13 protein-coding genes are annotated in these 18069 nt (G+C 60.1%); 7 read left to right on the top strand and 6 right to left on the bottom strand.

All coding sequences use genetic code 11. From position 1 onward, the window contains the following. Positions 1-7 precede the first annotated feature (7 nt). Together KQI84_04355 and KQI84_04350 are read right to left on the bottom strand one after the other, a co-directional pair. The gene (locus KQI84_04355) at positions 8-1057 is read right to left on the bottom strand and encodes a MoxR family ATPase (protein MCB2154093.1); all 1050 of its coding nucleotides are present in this window, start codon (positions 1055-1057) and stop codon (positions 8-10) included. Between the two features lie 94 nt (positions 1058-1151). Continuing rightward, positions 1152-2663 carry a PDZ domain-containing protein gene (locus tag KQI84_04350; protein ID MCB2154092.1) on the bottom strand — a complete coding sequence of 504 codons (1512 nt, stop codon included), beginning with the start codon at positions 2661-2663 and terminating at the stop codon, positions 1152-1154. 409 nt (positions 2664-3072) lie between these two features. Between KQI84_04350 and KQI84_04345 the strand changes: the two genes are divergently transcribed. Further along, positions 3073-3273 (top strand): YqaE/Pmp3 family membrane protein, encoded by a 201-nt coding sequence (locus KQI84_04345; GenBank protein ID MCB2154091.1) that lies wholly within the window; start codon positions 3073-3075, stop codon positions 3271-3273. On the opposite strand, the gene KQI84_04340 is transcribed toward KQI84_04345, so the two are convergent. Beyond that, positions 3270-4730, bottom strand: a complete 1461-nt coding sequence (locus KQI84_04340; GenBank protein ID MCB2154090.1) for a sigma-54 dependent transcriptional regulator — start codon at positions 4728-4730, stop codon at positions 3270-3272. The two genes, KQI84_04345 and KQI84_04340, sit on opposite strands and share 4 nt — an antisense overlap. Before the next feature lie 322 nt (positions 4731-5052). Between KQI84_04340 and KQI84_04335 the strand changes: the two genes are divergently transcribed. Together KQI84_04335 and KQI84_04330 are read left to right on the top strand one after the other, a co-directional pair. After that, positions 5053-6303, top strand: a complete 1251-nt coding sequence (locus KQI84_04335) for a dicarboxylate/amino acid:cation symporter (GenBank protein ID MCB2154089.1) — start codon at positions 5053-5055, stop codon at positions 6301-6303. 192 nt (positions 6304-6495) lie between these two features. Then, on the top strand, positions 6496-10851 hold the full coding sequence (locus KQI84_04330) for a protein kinase (protein ID MCB2154088.1): 4356 nt from the start codon (positions 6496-6498) through the stop codon (positions 10849-10851). Positions 10852-10857: 6 nt separating this feature from the next. On the opposite strand, the gene KQI84_04325 is transcribed toward KQI84_04330, so the two are convergent. Together KQI84_04325 and KQI84_04320 are read right to left on the bottom strand one after the other, a co-directional pair. Further along, positions 10858-11292, bottom strand: a complete 435-nt coding sequence (locus tag KQI84_04325; protein ID MCB2154087.1) for a cupin domain-containing protein — start codon at positions 11290-11292, stop codon at positions 10858-10860. Then, positions 11276-12148: a hypothetical protein gene (locus tag KQI84_04320; GenBank protein ID MCB2154086.1), complete on the bottom strand. Its 873-nt coding sequence runs from the start codon at positions 12146-12148 to the stop codon at positions 11276-11278. Before KQI84_04320 ends, KQI84_04325 begins: the two co-directional genes overlap by 17 nt. A 206-nt stretch (positions 12149-12354) precedes the next feature. Between KQI84_04320 and KQI84_04315 the strand changes: the two genes are divergently transcribed. Genes KQI84_04315 through KQI84_04300 form a run of 4 tightly spaced genes read left to right on the top strand, consistent with a single transcriptional unit; the run spans position 12355 to position 16722 of the window. Next, positions 12355-13356: an SDR family oxidoreductase gene (locus KQI84_04315; GenBank protein ID MCB2154085.1), complete on the top strand. Its 1002-nt coding sequence runs from the start codon at positions 12355-12357 to the stop codon at positions 13354-13356. Then, positions 13353-14771 carry an SCP2 sterol-binding domain-containing protein gene (locus KQI84_04310; protein MCB2154084.1) on the top strand — a complete coding sequence of 473 codons (1419 nt, stop codon included), beginning with the start codon at positions 13353-13355 and terminating at the stop codon, positions 14769-14771. The genes KQI84_04315 and KQI84_04310 overlap by 4 nt, the downstream gene beginning before the upstream one ends. Positions 14772-14782: 11 nt before the next feature. Further along, a complete protein-coding gene (locus KQI84_04305; GenBank protein ID MCB2154083.1) occupies positions 14783-16027 on the top strand; it encodes an aspartate aminotransferase family protein in 1245 nt (414 codons plus the stop codon). Beyond that, entirely contained in the window at positions 16024-16722 is a 699-nt protein-coding gene (locus KQI84_04300; protein MCB2154082.1) for a hypothetical protein, read from the top strand. The genes KQI84_04305 and KQI84_04300 overlap by 4 nt, the downstream gene beginning before the upstream one ends. Here KQI84_04300 and KQI84_04295 read toward each other — a convergent pair. After that, positions 16677-18056: a sigma-54 dependent transcriptional regulator gene (locus KQI84_04295; protein ID MCB2154081.1), complete on the bottom strand. Its 1380-nt coding sequence runs from the start codon at positions 18054-18056 to the stop codon at positions 16677-16679. The genes KQI84_04300 and KQI84_04295 overlap by 46 nt on opposite strands. Positions 18057-18069: the final 13 nt, after the last annotated feature.

The raw sequence follows: 18069 nt of genomic DNA, 5'->3' as shown, positions 1-18069 counted from the left end.
TTCCCTGTCAGGGCACCTCGACCTGGTCGAAGATCTGGCGCACGATGTCATCGCTGGTCAGCTCTTCCGCTTCCGCTTCGTACGTCAGCAGAATGCGATGGCGCAGAATGTCCATGCCGATCGCTTTCACGTCGTCCGGCGTCACGTGAGCGCGGTGACGCAGGAAAGCGTGCGCCTTTGCCGCAACTGCCAGCGCAATTGTTGCACGCGGGCTGGCGCCGACTTGGATAACCTTCTCCAATTGCGTTCGCGATCCGTTGCCGGAATTCGAATGGAAGCGCACATTGAACGCCTCCGGCGAGCGCGTTGCCTGCACCAGGTCGAGAATGTAGTGCTTCACCTTCTCGTCCATGTAGATGCGATCGACCGTCGCGCGGGCATTTCGAATTTCGTCCGGATGCACGACTTCAGAGATCTCGACATCCTCGGAATTCGACCGGCGAGTCGTATCGGCCAGGCCCATGCGATCCAGAATCAAGCGTTCCTCGTCGCGGCTGGGGTAGGTGACGTTGACCTTGAAGAGGAATCGATCGATCTGCGCTTCCGGCAGGGGATAGGTGCCTTCCTGTTCGATCGGGTTCTGTGTTGCCAGAACGATGAAGGGGTCATCGAGCTTGTAGGTTGTGTCGCCGATCGTCACCTGGCGTTCCTGCATCGCTTCAAGGAGCGCGCTCTGCACCTTCGCCGGCGCGCGATTGATTTCATCGGCGAGGATGAAATTCGAGAAGATCGGTCCTTTGCGCGGTTCGAACGTCTGATCCTTCACGTTGTAGATCAGCGTTCCGATCAGGTCCGCCGGCAGCAGATCCGGCGTGAACTGAATGCGCTGGAACTTCGCCGCGATCGCTCGCGACAATGTTCGGCACGTCAGCGTCTTCGCCAGGCCCGGCATGCCTTCCAGCAACACGTGGCCATTGCACAGCAATGCGATCAGCAGACGATCGACGATGTGCTTCTGGCCGACGATGATGCGACCGATCTCTTCTTCCAGCCGCTCGACAAATGCGCTCTGCTGGGTTACTTCTTCTTGAACTGCTTGAATGTCCGTTGCCGTCATTCTCTCGCTCCGCATTCCGCAAAGAATCTCCGACCATCGCCGGAACCCTGGGGCCGGACGAGCGCTTCTCGCCCGGCCCCACGGTATTCAGTGGTTACTCGACTGGATCGACTGTGATGAATTGATTCGAGCCTGCACGCCGGAATAGAACCACGTGGTTCTTGCCCTTGCGAACATTCTCCAGACCTTCGACCAGTTGCTCTTCAGAGGTGACATCGATTCCGTTGATCTGCAGCAGAATATCGCCCACGCGCAGGCCGGCCCGCGCGGCGTTGCTATCGGATTCCACGGCGTTGATCATCATTCCTTCGATGCCGCCTTCATTGAAGTGCTCGACTTCCAGACCCAGCTTCTCGACCGGGGAATCTTCCTGGATGATCTGGGGATGATTGAACATCCCACCAAGGTCGCCGCGCGCCGTTGCCAGTTCATCTTCCGACGGGCGCTCCGCCAAGGTGACCTTCAGCTTCTTCTCCTGGCGCTCGTTGCCGCGGAAACGCAGCACTTCGACTGAAACGTCGTCGCCGGCATCGTAGGAGGCGATGACCTGCAGCATTTCGCGACGGTCTGCAATGCGATCGCCGTCGATGCGAATAATCAGGTCGCCCGCTTCGAGGCCTGCTTCGGCGGCCGGAGTTCCCGGCACGACTGCGGCGACGAGGACCCCGTCATCGGATTCCAGGTCGTAGGCTTCCGCCACGGCCTTGTTGAGGTCATTCATTTCGATACCCAGGTATCCGCGCGACACGCGGCCCTTATCCATCAGCATCTCAGCGATTCGCTGTGCCTGGTTGCTGGGAATGGCGAAACCCACGCCGGCCCAGCGTCCCGTGGACGTCGCGATCGCGTTGTTGATGCCGACGATGTGACCGTCCAGGTTCACCAGCGGCCCGCCCGAGTTCCCCGGATTGATGACGGCTGTCGTCTGAAGAAGGTCCTCAATCGGCGCCTTCTCGATCACGCGATGCTTGGCCGAGATGATCCCCTGGGAAACGCTGTTGTTGAGTTCAAGAGGATTGCCCAGAGCCAGGACCCATTCGCCGACCTCCACATCATTCGAGTTCGCAAATTTCACTGTGGGGAGGTGCACGCCATCGGGAATGTGGAACTTCATCACGGCCACGTCGGTCAGCGGATCGTTGCCGACTGCTTCGACGTTCTCACCGGAGACCTCGATCGGGCCATCATCGCCCAGCGAGGAATCCAGCCGCACCGTGTACTCGACCCGATCGTTAGCGCTCAGCACATGAGCATTCGTAATCAGGTAGGCCCATCCATCTTTCTGGGCGAAGATGACGCCGGAGCCCGCACCGCCGGAGGGGAAGTCCTCCATCCGGAAGTTGCGCCAGAAATCCTGGGCACTCGGCGAGTTCGGATCCTGCATGTATTCACGCAGCATGTCTTCGAAGGATTGCGCCTGGCCCTGCTGGTACAACTCGGGGGCGGGCGGTACGTAGACTTCGATGCTGACGACGGCAGGCAGGACCTGCTTCGAGACGTCGATAAACGTTCTCGGGGTCAGCACGGTGTCGGTGGATTGGGCGGCCAGCGGGGCCGAGATCGTCAGCGCCATGGCGGCGCCCAGAATGGCAATCCATCTCTTCATCGGATTTGTTCCTCTCAAGTTCATCGGACTTCGTTCACTCCAGCTTAACGGCATCCTCCAGGAGGGGTCGCGCCGGATTCGATTCCCCTAGTATCAAAGCCCGTGCCCCAAGCCTCGGGAGCCCGCGAACATATCATGTTTTTGCATATGCTTGCTGTAAGTGGTTTGAAATCAGCGCTAAACGCAGTGTGCTGATCGGCCAAAGAAGGACCGGATACCCGTGCCGATGCGGAGGTGGGTGCCATCGCTCAGCCGTTGGAAGGGTCGCATGCTTCTCAAGCCTGCGACATCATGTCTCTGTCGGTCAGGGCGACGCGCTGGGCGAGACAATTGCGCACTTGAAGGTCGCGATTGAATACAACGCAACCCCGAGCGTACAAATGGCAGGTCACTGAATGGAGAAGACTCTGTGCTCTACTTGCTCGCCATTATCCTGCCCCCCGTCGCCGTCCTGCTCTGCGGGAAGCCGATTCAGGCACTTATCAACCTGCTTCTGACGCTGCTGTTTTATGTTCCAGGTGCCGTGCATGCCGTGCTGGTCGTGCATGACTCAAAGGAAGAGAAGCGCACGCGTCGGATCATCCATGAGATTGAAAAGAAGCAGGCCTAGTCGCCTGTGCCTTCCTTAATCATCGTCAGCGGAATGCCCAGTTTGTCGATTTTGTCGTAGAGATTGCGTCGGCTCATACCGGCCTGGCGGGCGGCGTCGGTCACGCTGCCGTTGTGGCCGCGCAGGAGGGCCTCCAGGTACTCGCGCTCGAAGGATTCGCGGGCGCTCTTGAAGTCCGGAACCTCCTCGACCATCGCTTGCGCAGAGAGCGCCAGCTTCGTCACGCCATCGGTGCTGCTGCTACTGCTGCGGCGAGCACGTCCGGCCTCTTCCGGCAGAAGGTCGGTCGTGATGACGTCCGTATCAGACAGGAGAATCATACGCTCGATCAGGTTTTCCAACTCGCGCACGTTGCCCTTCCAGGGGAGCATTCGCAGGGCTTCGAGCACGCTTTCGCTGAAACGCAAGTCGGGTCGATTGTGCTTCGCAGCTTTTTCCTGCAGGAAATGTTCGGCCAGCAGCGGAATGTCCTCGCGGCGTTCGCGCAGCGGTGGGAGCTCGATCGAAATCACATTCAGGCGATAGAAGAGGTCCTCGCGAAATTCGCGGTCCGTGATCGCGGCCTGCAGGTCGCGGTTCGTGGCGGAGACGACGCGAATATCGACGGGGATGTTCGTCAGGCCGCCGATGCGCGTGATTTCGTGCTCCTGCAGGACGCGCAGCAGCTTCGCCTGCAGCGGCAGGGGAAGTTCGCCGACTTCATCGAGGAACAACGTTCCGCCGTCGGCCAGCTCGATTAGTCCGATCTTCGTCTGGTTGGCGCCCGTGAACGCGCCGCGTTCGTAGCCGAACAATTCGCTTTCCATCAGTGACGCCGGAATCGACGCGCAGTTGATTGCGACGAAGCGACCCCCGCGGCGTCGGCTCAGCCGATGGACGCTGCGCGCGGCCAGTTCCTTGCCTGTGCCCGATTCGCCCATGATCAGGACCGGACTGTCCGATGGCGCGACCTTCTGCAGCATCTCTCGGACGCGGTGCAGAGCCGGTGACTCACCGAGCAGGAGCACGTCCTCGCGACGGGCCCCCTGATTGTAGGCCTCGGTCAGTGCCGAATTCATCTCCTTCAGGCGCTTGTGCTCGAAGGCTCGAGAAATCGTGACAAGCAGTTCGTCGGTCTTGAACGGCTTTGTGATATAGTCGAGAGCGCCGATCTTGACGCACTCGATCGCACCCTGAATCGTCCCGTACGCGGTCATCATGATGACCTCGCAGGAATGGCCACGTTCGCGCACCGCGGCCAGAACTTCGCGGCCGGTCATCTCCGGCATCCGGATATCCGTCAGTAGCACGTCCGTGGAGTGCGTCTCCAAGTGCCGGAGCGCCTCCTTCGGATTGGTGAACGTCGTGACGTAGTAGCCCTCCAGGTTGAGGACCTTCGTCAGGATTTTGCACATGTTCTCTTCGTCGTCGAGAACAAGGACGCTGCCACGGTAGGTTGGTTTCTGGCCGTTCTTCATCAGTACTCAAGCACCCTCAAGGCCTGGGGTTTGGGGAAAAGCGCTTCCATCGAATTGTCGATAGTGCCCCGTTTGGACCGGACACGTCCAGCATTAATGCCAGCCGAACGTGCAAAAAAATGCACTGCATGCTGTCCAGGATGGGGCCCGGGTCTGTGAGCGTCAAGAAAGTGCGCAGGATTTTGCGCGCCCCAGGCAAAATACATGTGTGGATATGCCAATGTCGCCTTAGCGCTTGAGCTATCGGGAGGCTTCCACCAAAGTTCCACCATGGCAATCCTCGGCTTTTCGGCTCCAACCTCCACTTAGAGGACGTGTGTTCATGACTCGGAAGCACTCCAATATCATTCTGATCGGGATCATCGTTGCCATCGTCCTGGCGGCGATCTGCGTGGCGCTCTTCGGCGACGCGATGACTCGGGTCGAGGTCCTCGGCAAGCTCTTCCTGACTGCCCTGCGCATGGTTGTTGTTCCGCTGGTGCTGGCCTCCGTCATCGTTGGAGTGACCCAGATGGGCGACATCCGGAGGGCCCAGAAGACCGGCTTGAAGACGATTCTCTATTATGCGACGACAACGGCCCTATCTGTGGGTCTGGGAGTCATCCTCGTGACCGTGATTCGGCCTGGGGCTGGGATGGCGATCGAGGGAGCGGTTGCCCCGGAGAACGCTCTCGCCAAACAGGGAACGACGATCTCCGACGTCTTGCTGTCTTTCCTCCATCCGAACATCTTTGGAGCCCTCGCCGAGGGGAAGATGCTTCCAATTATTGTATTTGCGATTATATTTGGGGGAATTCTGACGACGCTGGGGGAGAAGGGGAAGCCCGTCATCGCCTTCTTCGACGGGTTCAATGAGGCCATCATGAAGATGGTTCACCTGATTATGTGGATCGCGCCGATCGGGATTTTCGGATTGGTGGCATCAAAGTTCGGAGCCGCGGCCGGGACCGAGGGCGGCCTGGCCCGGATGATCTCCGGAGTCGGGCGCTACATGGCCACGATCTTCGCCGGGTTGGCGATTCATGCGTTCGTGACGCTCCCCATTCTTTGTTTCGTGCTGACGAAGAGGAATCCCCTGAAGCTGATGCTGGCGATGTTCCCCGCCCTGCTGACGGCCTGGTCTACCGCCTCCTCGTCTGCAACTTTACCACTGACAATGGAATGTGCTGAAGATCGTGCCGGAATCGGAGAGCGCTCGGCCGGCTTTGTCCTGCCCCTCGGGGCCACGATCAATATGGACGGCACGGCGCTCTACGAGGCCGTCGCGGCCATTTTCATCGCCCAGGCTTTCGGCGTAGACCTCTCGTTCGGCCAACTGCTGATCGTGTTCCTGATGGCGACGGTCGTCTCGATCGGGGCCGCCGGCATTCCGGAGGCCGGCCTGGTGATGATGGTCATCGTCCTGCAGGCAGTCCACCTGCCGCTGGAGGGCATCAGCCTGATCGTCGCCATTGACTGGTTCCTCGATCGCTTCCGCACCGCCACGAATGTCTGGGGAGATTCGATTGGGGCTGCCTTTATCGATGGGTCATCGTCATCCGACATTCCATCCGGAGAACTGGCTGCATCCTGACTGGTGGCAGGCTGATTCGGGCGTGAGTGAGTGTTTGACAAACATGATCGGTTGACAGCGCCCGCGTCTGAGGCTGCAATACTTATGGTGGGTACATGGGGAAGAGGGCAGATGCGCCGGGGGCGCATTCCTTGCCCAGGATTCGGCCTGTGAGGGACCATCCCTCGGCAGGCCAGTGAGGTCCTATTTGAGATGGCGATTGCCGAGCGTTTCAAAGGGCTGTTCCGCAAACGCGCGCTGAAAGAATTGGAAGATCCTGAGGCTCGACGTCGTCTCCTCCAGGAGGCGTGCGACGAGGCTTCTCAGGCGCGTGCGCTCGACAAGTCCGGGACCGGAGAATGGCGCTCCTCGCTCCGCATCATTGCCGAAGCGTTCCAGGAAGTCGGTCAGGACGAAACGGAGCTCTACCGGTTCGCCGACGCGGCATTCCCTGACGATGAGTATTGGCTCTCCGAATTAGTGAAAGCGCTGGTCCGTCGCGACAAGTTCGAACTCCTCGATCTCAGCTATCTGGAACGTGAAGCCGCGCGCCAGGGCATGAACCTGAGTTTGTGGCGCCGCCTGCTTGAAGAACGCCGGCGTCAAGGCGATCAGGCCATGATCGTCGATTCGTTGGAGCGGGTCGCCATCGGATTGGGTTCCTATTTCCCATCGATCGATGAGAGCGAGTGGCTCGATGTCGATACCGAATCCGAAGCGCGCTCGTTGTTCTACGATAGTTTCGACGACGCGTTGGAATCCGTCCTCAAGTCCACTCGCAGCGACCCACAGGCAGAGCACGTTCTCATGCTAGGCTCGCAGCACTTCCCGGAGCGCGCCGAGATTTGTGGCCGTTTGGCTGAACTCTATCGCGATCGCGACGATGGCAGCCCCAAAGCGCTCGAGTATGCTCTACGCGGGCTCCTGTACTCCCCGGAAGATGTCGATATGAAGCTATTTGCCGGTCGGCTGCTGTGCGACCGGTCGGGGCACGAAGAAGAGGGCATGGAAATGCTGCGCCAGGTTCTGGAGGCGCGGCCCGACGATCCGGACGCTGTGCGGACCCTTGGTAAGATCCTCGTTCAGAGCAAGCAGACGCTGAACGACGAAGATGCCGGCATCGTTCGCAAATGGCACAACCTGCATACCGACGACGTCGACGCGGCGGTCGCGTTGGCAGACTTCCACGCGAACCGCGGCGACATCGATACGAACGCGCTGGAGATCTACCGCAAGGCCGTTACTCATAGTCCGAACCGCGCAAAGTACCTTCGTCTGATTGGAAAGTCTCACGCCTCGCAGGGCAACTGGACGGGCGTGATCGACATCTTCGACAAGATCCACGAAGAGGGCGACGATAGCGAAGACACGATCATTCCGCTCGCGACTGCTTATGCGGAGATGGGGCGGATCGACGACTCGGCGGTCACCCTGTTTCAGCAGGCGATCCAGCTTGGGTCGCGACACGATGCGGTTCACAATCAGCTTTGTCGCCACCTGTACCAGTCGGCGCCGCAAGATCCCGCTTCGATCCGGCAATTCAAAGAATCGCTGAAGATTCATCCCGATTGCATGTGGGCGCGGCTCGGCGTGATCGGGCACCTGGTTCGAGCGAGAGATTTCGGAAAGGCCTTGGACGAAGCCGCTGCGCTGCTGAAAGAGAACGGAAACGACATCGAGCTGCAACGACTGGCGGCGGAATCCCTCGCCGGGAACTTCCATCGTTTGCAGGTCCGCAAAGTCATCTCGCTGCCGCCGAAGACCGCGCTGGCCGTGCTCGAGCAGGCCAACCAGTTGCACCCTGATGCGTTACCGATCACGAGCGCCCTGGTCCGTTCGCGTCTGGCCAACAACGTGCGCGACATGGAAACGGCGAAGATGCTCGGCGAGATCTGCCGCCGCGATCCGGACGAGATTGAGCTGCGCATCGCTCGCGCCGATCTCCTGTGGGAGTTGGACCAGCGCGACAACGCGGCAATGCTCTACAAGGAACTGATCGAGCGCTGGCGCGCGATGGGCGGCGTGAGCATCAAAACGCAGGCGATCGTTCGCCAGGAACGCGCGCGAATTCTGCATCGCGTCGCGGAGTTCCTGATGCAGCCCCCCGGCCCCAAAGCCGAGGACATGGACATTCTGCTGGAGGCCGCTCTCGATCCCGAAGCCAATCAGGACCTGGTCCTGGCCGTTGCACGCCACATGGTGGAGACGGATCACGCACATCCGATGCGGTTGGCTTTCCTGGAACGCGCACTGGCTTTCGCACCGGGCGATGAATTGCTCGAGCGCGCCGTGGCGGAATCGCGAGCGGCTCGCGGTAATCCGCGGCCCGCACTCAAGCTCGGATTGGCGGCCTTGATTCGGAAGCGGTACGATGCCTCAACGGTTTCCCTCCTTCGCGCGGCATTATCGTACACACGCAAGGAACATCTGGGCGAAGACGTCGGCCGCAATCTGGACGATCTTGCGCGGCGCGGGCGGGCACTGCCCGAAGACGTGATCCGCGTCTGGGCCCAGATCGTTGCGATTGGTCAGTTCTGGAAGCCGGAGTTCGCGAAGCTGATGCAGCGGGCGGTTGAACTCGAGCCAAACAACCCGAAGTTGGCCGGCTCGCTGGCGCGTTGTTATGAAGCAGCGGGCGAGGATCAGAAGGCAGCCGAGCTCTACCGTCGTGTCGTGGACCTCTTGCCCGAGGACGATGAGACAGTGCTTTCGCTGGCACGAACGCACGCGCGATTGCAGCGCAACACGCCGGAAGTTCTGGAACTTGCCTCGCGGGCCTACGAGATTGCGCCGGAAGAGGCAGACCTCGGATTGCATCTTGCAGCCGTGTTGCTTGGCACCGGTCAGACGCACGAAGCGGCTGATATTCTCGATCGCCTGTTGGGTGAGGATGCGGCCGTGAATCAGCGCGTCCTGACGCTTCTGGAGCAGGCCGCGCCGCTGTCCTCGAATCATGCGGAGATCCTGCTGTTGCTCTCGAAGTGCTACGTGCGCGTCGGCAAGATCGAACAGGCACTTGTGACGCTCGTTCGCCTGCACACCCAGTACACGCAATACATGGGCGATCTGATGGCATGCTACGACGAGATTATTCGCGTCGCTCCGGACAACGCGCGCGCGCACGTCGAACGCGCGATTCTTTACAAGATCATGGGCCAGGTGGAAGAGGCGGCGGAGGATCTGGCGGAAGCCGCTCACCTTGCTCCGAACAACCAGGACATTCTGGAGGAGTACGAAGAAGTTCTCGAGTTCGCCGTGAACACCGCAACTGCGCCAAGCTTCGACATGCTGTTGAGGCTGACAGAATTGCGACTGGACCTGGAGAATGCCGAGGGGGCCAGCGAGATCATCGACCGCGCGTTGGAGATGAAGCCGAAGAACCGCGCGGCTCTGTTGTTGAAGGTCAAATGCTTGATGGGGCTTGGGCAACATGACGAAGCTCACGAGGCGATTCGCAATCTGACCGACGACGATACGAAGGCTGTGCTATTGCAATCGCTCTCTCGTCAGTTCGAGGAATCCCACGAGTATCTGCGCGCCGCGGAAGTGCTGACAGAGGCACTGGAGATTTCACCCGATCAGCGAGACTTGCTCGAGCGGCTGCGGAACCTCCACGTGCAGCAGGCGCGTGAGCAGAACACCACGACGGATCGCCAGCGCATTCTTGGCGAGCTCTCTCCAAGTGCGCGGAGTCGGTACGAGATTCGAGAACGACTCGGTAAGGGCGCGATGGGCGAAGTGTTCCTGGCCTACGATCGCGAACTCGACGAGTTGGTGGTCCTGAAGATTCTGGGCAAGCACTTCGCCAAAGATCCTGCAGCGCATGCCCGCTTCAAGAATGAAGCGAAAGCCGCGCGCAAGCTGAGCCATCCGAACATCGTGCGTATCCACGATATCGGAGAAGAAGGCGGCTTGAAACACATCTCGATGGAGTACGTGCCTGGTGGCGATTTGCGGACGATGCTTCAACGCGAGAAGCGTATTCTGACTCTGGATGAATCGATCAGCATCATTCGCCAGATTGCCCGTGCGCTAGTGCATGCTCACGGCGAGGGCGTTCTGCATCGCGATATCAAGCCTGCCAACATCCTGATCGGAACGCGCGGCAAGATGAAGCTGTCCGATTTCGGAATCGCAGCGATCGCTCATCCGGAAATCGCTCGCGGCGGTCTGATCGACAGCGCATCGCAAGGTACGATCTTCGGAACGCCGATCTACATGAGCCCGGAGCACTTCGCGGGCGATCCGCTCAGCGTAGCATCCGACATCTACTCGCTCGGAATTCTGTTCTACGAGTTGATCACTGGGTTGCCGCCATTCTGTCGCGGTTCCGTTTCCTACCATCACCAGTACACGAAGCCGGCCCCGCTGGCTCCAGAGGTCCCAGGCGTGATCTCGAAGGTGATTTTCCGATGTGTGGAAAAGAAGCCTGAACGCCGTTACCAGTCCGCCGTCGAGCTGCTCCAGGCGCTCGACGAGTACGATGGCATTCGCAGAGAGCGTGGGTCGTCTCCGCGCATCCGAAAGCTGAAAGCGGACGAAAGCCAGAAAGAAGAAGACCCCGTCTAGTTGCTCCTACTGCAGATGATTCGTGGCCCCGCCCTCCCACGGGGGCGATGAAGGCGTGCCATCCAACTTGAAAATCCCAGGCTTTGGGTTCCCGAAGATTGCCAGCAAGCGCACAGGCGTCGCGCTGGTCACTCGAAAGCCATGGGGCTCCCACTCCGGGATCAGGATGCTCTGTCCGGCTAGAATCGCCCATTCACGATCGCCGATTCGTGCAAGGATTTCGCCCGCGACGATGGTGATGATCTCTTCGCAATCGTGCCGGTGAAGCGGAACATCGAAGCCGGACTTGTGCTCTTCCTGCCACAAAGCCAACTGCGCCGCGCCGGTCGTTCCATCGATCACCGTTCGATGCCGCAACCCAGCCAGCGCGCCTTCGTCTAAAGCGCAAAGCGGGGTGCGGCCGTGATCGTAGAAATGTTGAATATCAGCCTGCGAAGGCATGGCGCACCTCGGCGGGGTAGACTGGACGAACGGCCGGTAACGACGGAATCAGGTCTGCTGTATAGGCTTTCGCGAAGAGCAGCCGGAGTGCTTCGCGGCAGTCTTCCGGCAACTCGACCGTGTCGGAGTTCGTGAACATCTCGATGAACTCCTCGCCGATCCCGTCGGCGGCCTGGTGCGTGTAGGTCATCGCAAATGCCACGGCGGCCTCGCGATTTTGAAGAGCCACTTCCACGCTCTCGCGAACTGCGTGGGCGATGTGTTCGATCAAGTCGTCGCCAAGAGACTGCCGCACCGCAATCAACCCAACGGGGATGGGCAGCCCGGTTTCCTGCTCCCAGCTCTTGCCGAGGCACTCCAAACGGCGCATGCCACGGTGGCGAAGATTCATCAGTTCCTCGTGGATCAGAACGCCGGCGTCCACGTGGCCATTCACGATGGCTTCGCCCACCTTCGCGCACGGCATCTCAACGGTGCGAACCTGTGGGTGCATCAGGCGAAACAGCAGCGCACCAGTCGTCAAATTACCGGGCAGCGCGACGGTTGCGTCAGCCAACTCATCCAACGTCTGCAGATTCACACTTCCCACCGCCGGGCCGTATCCTCGTCCGACGGAGGCGCCGACTCCCAGGATCGCATACCGATCGCTGAAGTGCGGCCAGGCCGCCGAGGAGATCGCAGCCACATCGACTTCATCATGAAGACAGGCCAGATTCGCTTCCTGCATGGTGCGCGGGATGCAGCGGAACTGCACGCCCGGGACCGAGACCCGGCCCGAGAGAACTCCCCACCAGGCGAACGCATCGTCCGGATCCGGGGAGTGGGAAATCGTCAAAACTTGATCTGAAGTTGTCATTCTAAAGCCCTCCTTGGTCATGGCTGCGAAACGGGCAGGGGCAAGCTCCGGGCCATGCCCAGAGAGGCGTTTGAGGGATTCATTTCGGAAGAGTTTACAGCTTGGACTGTGAAAAAAGGACAGGAGATGGGCTCGAATAGAGCCCTGGAGCCCCCCCTCCGGACGGCACACGGATTGCCCTTCTCTATGCGCTAAAAGGAGAGGCCATGAGGCGTACACCGATTCCGATGATGACAAGACGTTCCATCTTCCTCACAGGAGGAAGCGGCTACCTGGGTTCCGCGCTTCTGCGCGAGCTGCTGCGGCGAGGGCATCGCGTGACGGCGTTCGTGCGCGAGCGCTCGCAGAATCGTCTGCCATGGCACGAGGCATTGCGGGTGGTGACCGGCGACCTGACAGATCCCAATCTGATGCTGCCGACGGAGCGCTTCGACGCAATTGTTCACTGTGCCGCGATGCCCAAGTTGGCCGGCGCGTCGCAGATCGCGATGGAGCAGGCAAACGTTGCCCCGGTGGAGTTTCTTGCCGCCCATGCGAAGCGCACAGGTGTGGCGCGCTTCCTCCATGTTTCCACCGCGTTTGTCGGTGCGGATGACGACGGTGTCCTTGCCGAAGCTTCGGCCAACGAGGAGTCGTGCTCGAATACGTACGAGAAAACGAAAACGAAGGCAGAGGGCCTCCTGTTAGGGCGCGTCGACGGCCTCGAAGTCTTCCGCCCGGGGATTATCCTGCCCGAATGGATGAGCAGTCGGGAAGAAATCGAGAAGAGCCCGCTGGGCCCTTTCTTCGAAGCACTCGATGTAACGGGGCGGGGCACTTGCCGACTGGGGGCACAGGCACACATTCGGCCGGGATTCTGTCGCCGGACCGATGTCGTGCGTTTCATTGCCGGGCGACTCGAAGCGGCACCGAAGCCGAACTCTCTCTGGAATCTCGTCAGCCCCGAGCGGCCGACCGTTGCAGAAATCGGTCGGGCTTTTGTGCGGGCCGGGCTCGCGATGCACTTCGAGTTCCTTCCGCGATCCCGTCACCCCATGTTCCGTCCGTGGGACAACTACCTCTCTCGCGATCGCAGGTGGGAGCAAACGAACACCTGCGCGGAGGCAAACCGCATAATCGGCGGCCTCAACAACATTAGCGAAACGTATCTCGAAATGCTGGGAAGATCATGGCTGAACGCCGAGATCTTGAAGGAAGTGAGCGCATGAACGATCTTGAACGTTGCGAATACTATCTGCGCGATTGGCTGCCGCCTCGCCTGAGCGCAAACGAGAATCAACTGCTGGATTCCATCGGCGTTCCTGTCTCGTTCGATTTGCATGAGGGCAAAGAGAGCCGCCGCTTCACCGTTCAGAAAAAGAACGAAGGCCTCGCTGTGCTCGAAGAGGCGGAGCCGGTCTGCACATACCGATTGGCTGCTTCGACTTTCCTGAAGATTGCAGCCGGCGACTGGTCGCCGCAGCGCGCTGTCTTTACGGGCAAATTGCGCATTGGCGGCGACAAGCTTCTGGCCGTCCGCCTTGGGAGTTTGCTCGAATCCGTCTTCCGACGCATTCCATGGGACGGTTCACCGGCGTCGACATTGAAGGCCACGATCAGCAGCGTGACCACGGAACTGACGCCTCATCAGCGCGCGATGCTGGCTCTCCACATGGACCCGAAGGATGGCTCGCGTTACTGGGTGGAGCGCTCGAGTCTACTCGGGATCGAGCCGCAAGAGCTGCGAACGATCGAGGATCTGGCGGCGTTCGGGCCGATGGATCGCCAGGCCATGTCGCATCGTCCGTGGCGCGATTTCGTCCCTATGAAACTGCTACGCACGGGCGGAGAATTCACGCTCGGAGAGACCGGCGGCACAACGGGCGACCCCGTCACGGCCGCGTGGTCGGCGAAGGATTTCGAAGCCGGATTCGTCACGCCGCTGTTGTCCGAATTGGGGCATCGTGAATTGGAGATGTTCGCGCAGTGGTTGTTCGTCGGTCCCACGGGACCGCACATCATTGGCAAGGCGGCCGACGCGCTCGCACGCAGAACCAGTGGCATCGACGCATTGAAGGTGGACTTCGATCCGCGCTGGCATCGCACAATGCTGCCCGGCTCGACCGCCTCGCTGCGGCATCGCGAACATCTCGTACGCCAGGCGATGGCATTACTCGAGCGAGAAAGCGTCGACGCTCTGTTCATCACGCCGTCGGTTCTGCAGGTACTCCTGGAGAAGCACTCCGGACCATGGATCGCGAACCTGCGCCTAGTTCACCTCGGCGGCCAGAGCATCACTCGCGACGAGCGCGAATGGTTAGCGGGCAAACTCCCCGCGCACTGTGCGCTCATCAATGGATATGGCAATTCGCTGTTCGGTTGCCTGATTGAAGATGCGACGCGTCCGTTGCGATACCGCACAGCCGAGAATCGCGTGGCGATTCGTTTGCTGCGCAATCCGGAGAATCTGCGCGACTTTGCTCTCGCCGGCGAGACGGGCAGAGTCCTGTTTCATCGCTTTGACGAGTCGATGTTGCTGCTAAATTGCGTGGAGCGCGACGAAGCCGATGCCTGCGAATCAGGTTTCGAATCCCCTCGACCGGCACGAGAGACGGCTTCGGCTGTCGCCGGCGGCATCTACTGAGGAGGACGGGAATGAACCTGCTGGAACGAAAACGCCGCGTCCTGATGCCGTGCCTTTATCATTTCTTCGGCGACGATCCGCTCCATCTCGTGGATGGCAAAGGCACCGTTGTGCGTGACGATCGCGGGCGGGAGTATCTCGATTTCTACTCCGGCGTTGCAGTGAATGGACTGGGGCATTGCCATCCGGAGGTCGTTGAAGCCGCAGCACAACAGATGCGAAAACTGCAGCACACCACCACTATCTTCCTGACCGAGCCGATGATTGAGTTGGCCGAGAAGCTAGTCGACGTCGCACCGCGGGGACTCAGCCGGGTGTTCTTCTGCGCAGACGGAAGCGGCGCCAACGAAGGCGCCTTGATTGCGGCGCGCATCGCCACAGGACGTCCTGCCTTTCTTGCGTTTCGCGGTGGCCTGCATGGAAGGACTTCGTTGACCATGGCAACCACCGGACTGCCAATGTGGCAGGCGGACCCTTTCCGGCCCGAGGTTGTCATTCACGTTGATCATCCCATGAACGTCGGGATGGATGTGCACTTCTCTCAGCTTCAACAAGCCATTGCGTCGAAGGGTGCGGATTACTTCGCCGCGTTTATCGCCGAACCGATCTGTGGGAATGGTGGAATTCTCGTGCCGCCGGATGGGTACTTCCAGAAGCTGCGCGCATTTCTGCAAGAGCACGGAATCCTCCTGATCGCAGACGAAGTGCAGACGGGATTCTGTCGAACGGGCGAGTGGTTCGGTTTGCAGAATTGGGAGACTTCGCCCGATCTGATGAGTGTCGCGAAAGCCCTCGGAAACGGCCTCCCGATCGCGGCATGGATGGCGACTGAGGAAGTTGCAGCCCGTCTCACATCGCCGCAGGCCTCCACCTTCGGGGGGAATCTCGTGCCCGTTGCCGCGGCCTTGAAGGTCCTGGAGATCATGCAGCGGGAGAACCTTGCCACCGAATCCCGTCGGAAGGGCGAGCGTTTCAAGGAGATGCTGCGCGCGATCGACGATGACGGAATCGTGGATGTCCGCGGCAAGGGACTGATGATTGGCGTTGAGTTGTCGCACGAAGGACAGCCCGCGACCGATCGATGCGATGCGGTCCTGCGTTCGTTGCGTGACAATGGCATCCTGGCTGGGAAGACGGGCCCTGGGCGCAACGTTCTGACGTTCGAGCCACCACTGATCGTTTCGGACGATGAACTCGAAAGAGTTGCGACCGCGACGGCGGATGCGATGGCGGCGACGCGCGAGGTCCTGGCATGATGGAGCGCGTTCGGATTCGCACAACGTTCGAAACGGAAGGCATCCTGGCCTATCCGGATGCGAACGCCAGTCGGGGACGGATTCTCGTCAACTGCCCGCACCCTTTGCTGGGTGGGACGCTCGATAATCCCGTCGTGATGGCAATTCTCGACGGATGCGTGCGAGCAGGTTTCGCCGCATTGGCGTGGGAGTATCGCACGCGAACGGGACTGAGCCAGGAAGAGGTCGATGCCATGCGTACGCGATTCTGGGAAGATCATCGCTTGATCGAATCCAGCGCCGGCGATCTGGCCGATGCACAAGAGATTGCCGGGTGGTTTCGCAAAGAAACGCTTGGATGTGACGAGGAAATCACCGCGTACGCCGGCTATTCCTACGGAGCGATCGTGAGTCTGCTGCTGGCAGACGAATCGCCCGTGTTTGCGATCAGTCCACCTTTGCGCGCAATGCCTCAATCGGCGCGAGTCGTTCCGCAGACGCGGATTATCTTAGCGGAAGAGGACTTCGCCGTCAGCGACGAAGAGCTTGTTGCATCGACGGGGCTCACCCGAGAATCCGATAATGTCCTGACGCTGGATGGAAGCGATCACTTATTCGTGGGCGATGCGCCTCGAATTGCCGACGTCGCCCAGGAATGGGCGCTGCGGCTTCACTCCGCCTCGTCGTCCGACTGCCACGCTTCCAGCTTGTTGTAGAGCGTCTTCACAGAGACTCCGAGTTTCCGTGCGGCTTGTGTTTTATTCCCGCCGCAGTCGTCCAGCATCGCCAGGATGTGACGCTTCTCCAAGTCGGCGATCGTCATGTTCGAATCGAACACGTAGGCCTCCGTGTTCTCGTCCGCCGGCTTTACCATCTGGCGCAAATGACGAGGCAGATCCTCGGGCTGGATCTCATCGCTCTCGGACAGAATCAGCGCGCGGCGCACGACGTTTCGCAGTTCGCGGACGTTTCCCGGCCAGGCGTAGTTGCGCAGAATATCGAGGGTCTCCTTGCCAAATGGGCGGCCGACGTATTCCTCGCCGAGCTCCTTGCTGAAGAGTTCGATCAGTTCATTAAGGTCTTCGATTCGTTCGCGTAGTGGGGGAGCATCGAGGGTGATTGTATTCACGCGATGCATCAGATCCTCACGAAAGCGGCCCTCGCGGACTTCGTCGATCAGGGATTTGTTCGTGGCGGCGATGACCCGCACGTCGGCATGGAGCGCCTTGTTCCCACCAACGCGACGGAACTCGCCCGACTGCAGTACGCGCAGCAACTTGGGTTGCATGGAGATCGGCATGTCGCCGATCTCGTCGAGAAATAGCGTCCCGCCGTCAGCAATTTCAAAGAATCCCAGGCGGCGTTCTTCCGCGCCGGTGAAGGCTCCCTTTTCGTGCCCGAACAGCTCGCTTTCCAGCAACGTCTCGGAGACGGCCGCGCAGTTGACGGTCAGGTACGCTGCCTTCGCGCGGTTGCTTTGCTGCTGAATCATTCGAGCAATGAGTTCCTTGCCTGTTCCGCTCTCGCCGATGATAAGGACCGACTCGTCAAAGCCCGCGACCTTGCCAATCATGCGGCGCAGACATGCCATCGGTTCCGACGATCCCGACAGTTTTGGCAGCGGGCGCAGCGGTTGTGTATGTCGCGTCAGCGTCCGGGTCTTTTCTCGGAGCCGCGTCCCTTCGACGGCACGGCGAATCGCAAGTTCCAGGTGATCGATGGAGCAGGGCTTCGTCAGCAGATCGACTGCCCCAAGCTTCATGCACTCGACAGCCAGGTCGACATTCGCGTGGCCCGTCAGCATGATCACCGGGACGGACGGAGCCAGGTCCGCGAGTTCACGGAGAAACTGATCGCCGGAAATTCCCGGCAAGCGAACGTCGAGCACAATGGCGTCCGGCGTCTGCTCCTGCAGCCAACTCCGGGCGCTGGCAGCGTCCTCGAAGGTCGACACTGTGAGCCCAAGCCCTTCCAGTTCTCTCCCGAGAATGCGGCGAATAGCCGATTCATCGTCGATGAGTGCGATGTGTAGCTTCTCTTTGTCTGGCATGATTCCCTGTCTC

The sequence above is a fragment of the bacterium genome, from assembly GCA_020444065.1.
GTDB lineage: Bacteria > Sumerlaeota > Sumerlaeia > SLMS01 > JAHLLQ01 > JAHLLQ01.
Note: the sequence above shows the minus strand (reverse complement) of the source record. Positions and strands in the feature narration are given on the sequence as shown.

Coding starts and splice junctions, on each gene's coding strand:
- KQI84_04355 (MCB2154093.1), bottom strand. CDS start 1,057: ATGACGGCAACGGACATTCAAGCAGTTCAAGAAGAAGTAACCCAGCAG.
- KQI84_04350 (MCB2154092.1), bottom strand. CDS start 2,663: ATGAAGAGATGGATTGCCATTCTGGGCGCCGCCATGGCGCTGACGATC.
- KQI84_04340 (MCB2154090.1), bottom strand. CDS start 4,730: ATGAAGAACGGCCAGAAACCAACCTACCGTGGCAGCGTCCTTGTTCTC.
- KQI84_04335 (MCB2154089.1), top strand. CDS start 5,053: ATGACTCGGAAGCACTCCAATATCATTCTGATCGGGATCATCGTTGCC.
- KQI84_04330 (MCB2154088.1), top strand. CDS start 6,496: ATGGCGATTGCCGAGCGTTTCAAAGGGCTGTTCCGCAAACGCGCGCTG.
- KQI84_04325 (MCB2154087.1), bottom strand. CDS start 11,292: ATGCCTTCGCAGGCTGATATTCAACATTTCTACGATCACGGCCGCACC.
- KQI84_04320 (MCB2154086.1), bottom strand. CDS start 12,148: ATGACAACTTCAGATCAAGTTTTGACGATTTCCCACTCCCCGGATCCG.
- KQI84_04315 (MCB2154085.1), top strand. CDS start 12,355: ATGAGGCGTACACCGATTCCGATGATGACAAGACGTTCCATCTTCCTC.
- KQI84_04310 (MCB2154084.1), top strand. CDS start 13,353: ATGAACGATCTTGAACGTTGCGAATACTATCTGCGCGATTGGCTGCCG.
- KQI84_04305 (MCB2154083.1), top strand. CDS start 14,783: ATGAACCTGCTGGAACGAAAACGCCGCGTCCTGATGCCGTGCCTTTAT.
- KQI84_04300 (MCB2154082.1), top strand. CDS start 16,024: ATGATGGAGCGCGTTCGGATTCGCACAACGTTCGAAACGGAAGGCATC.
- KQI84_04295 (MCB2154081.1), bottom strand. CDS start 18,056: ATGCCAGACAAAGAGAAGCTACACATCGCACTCATCGACGATGAATCG.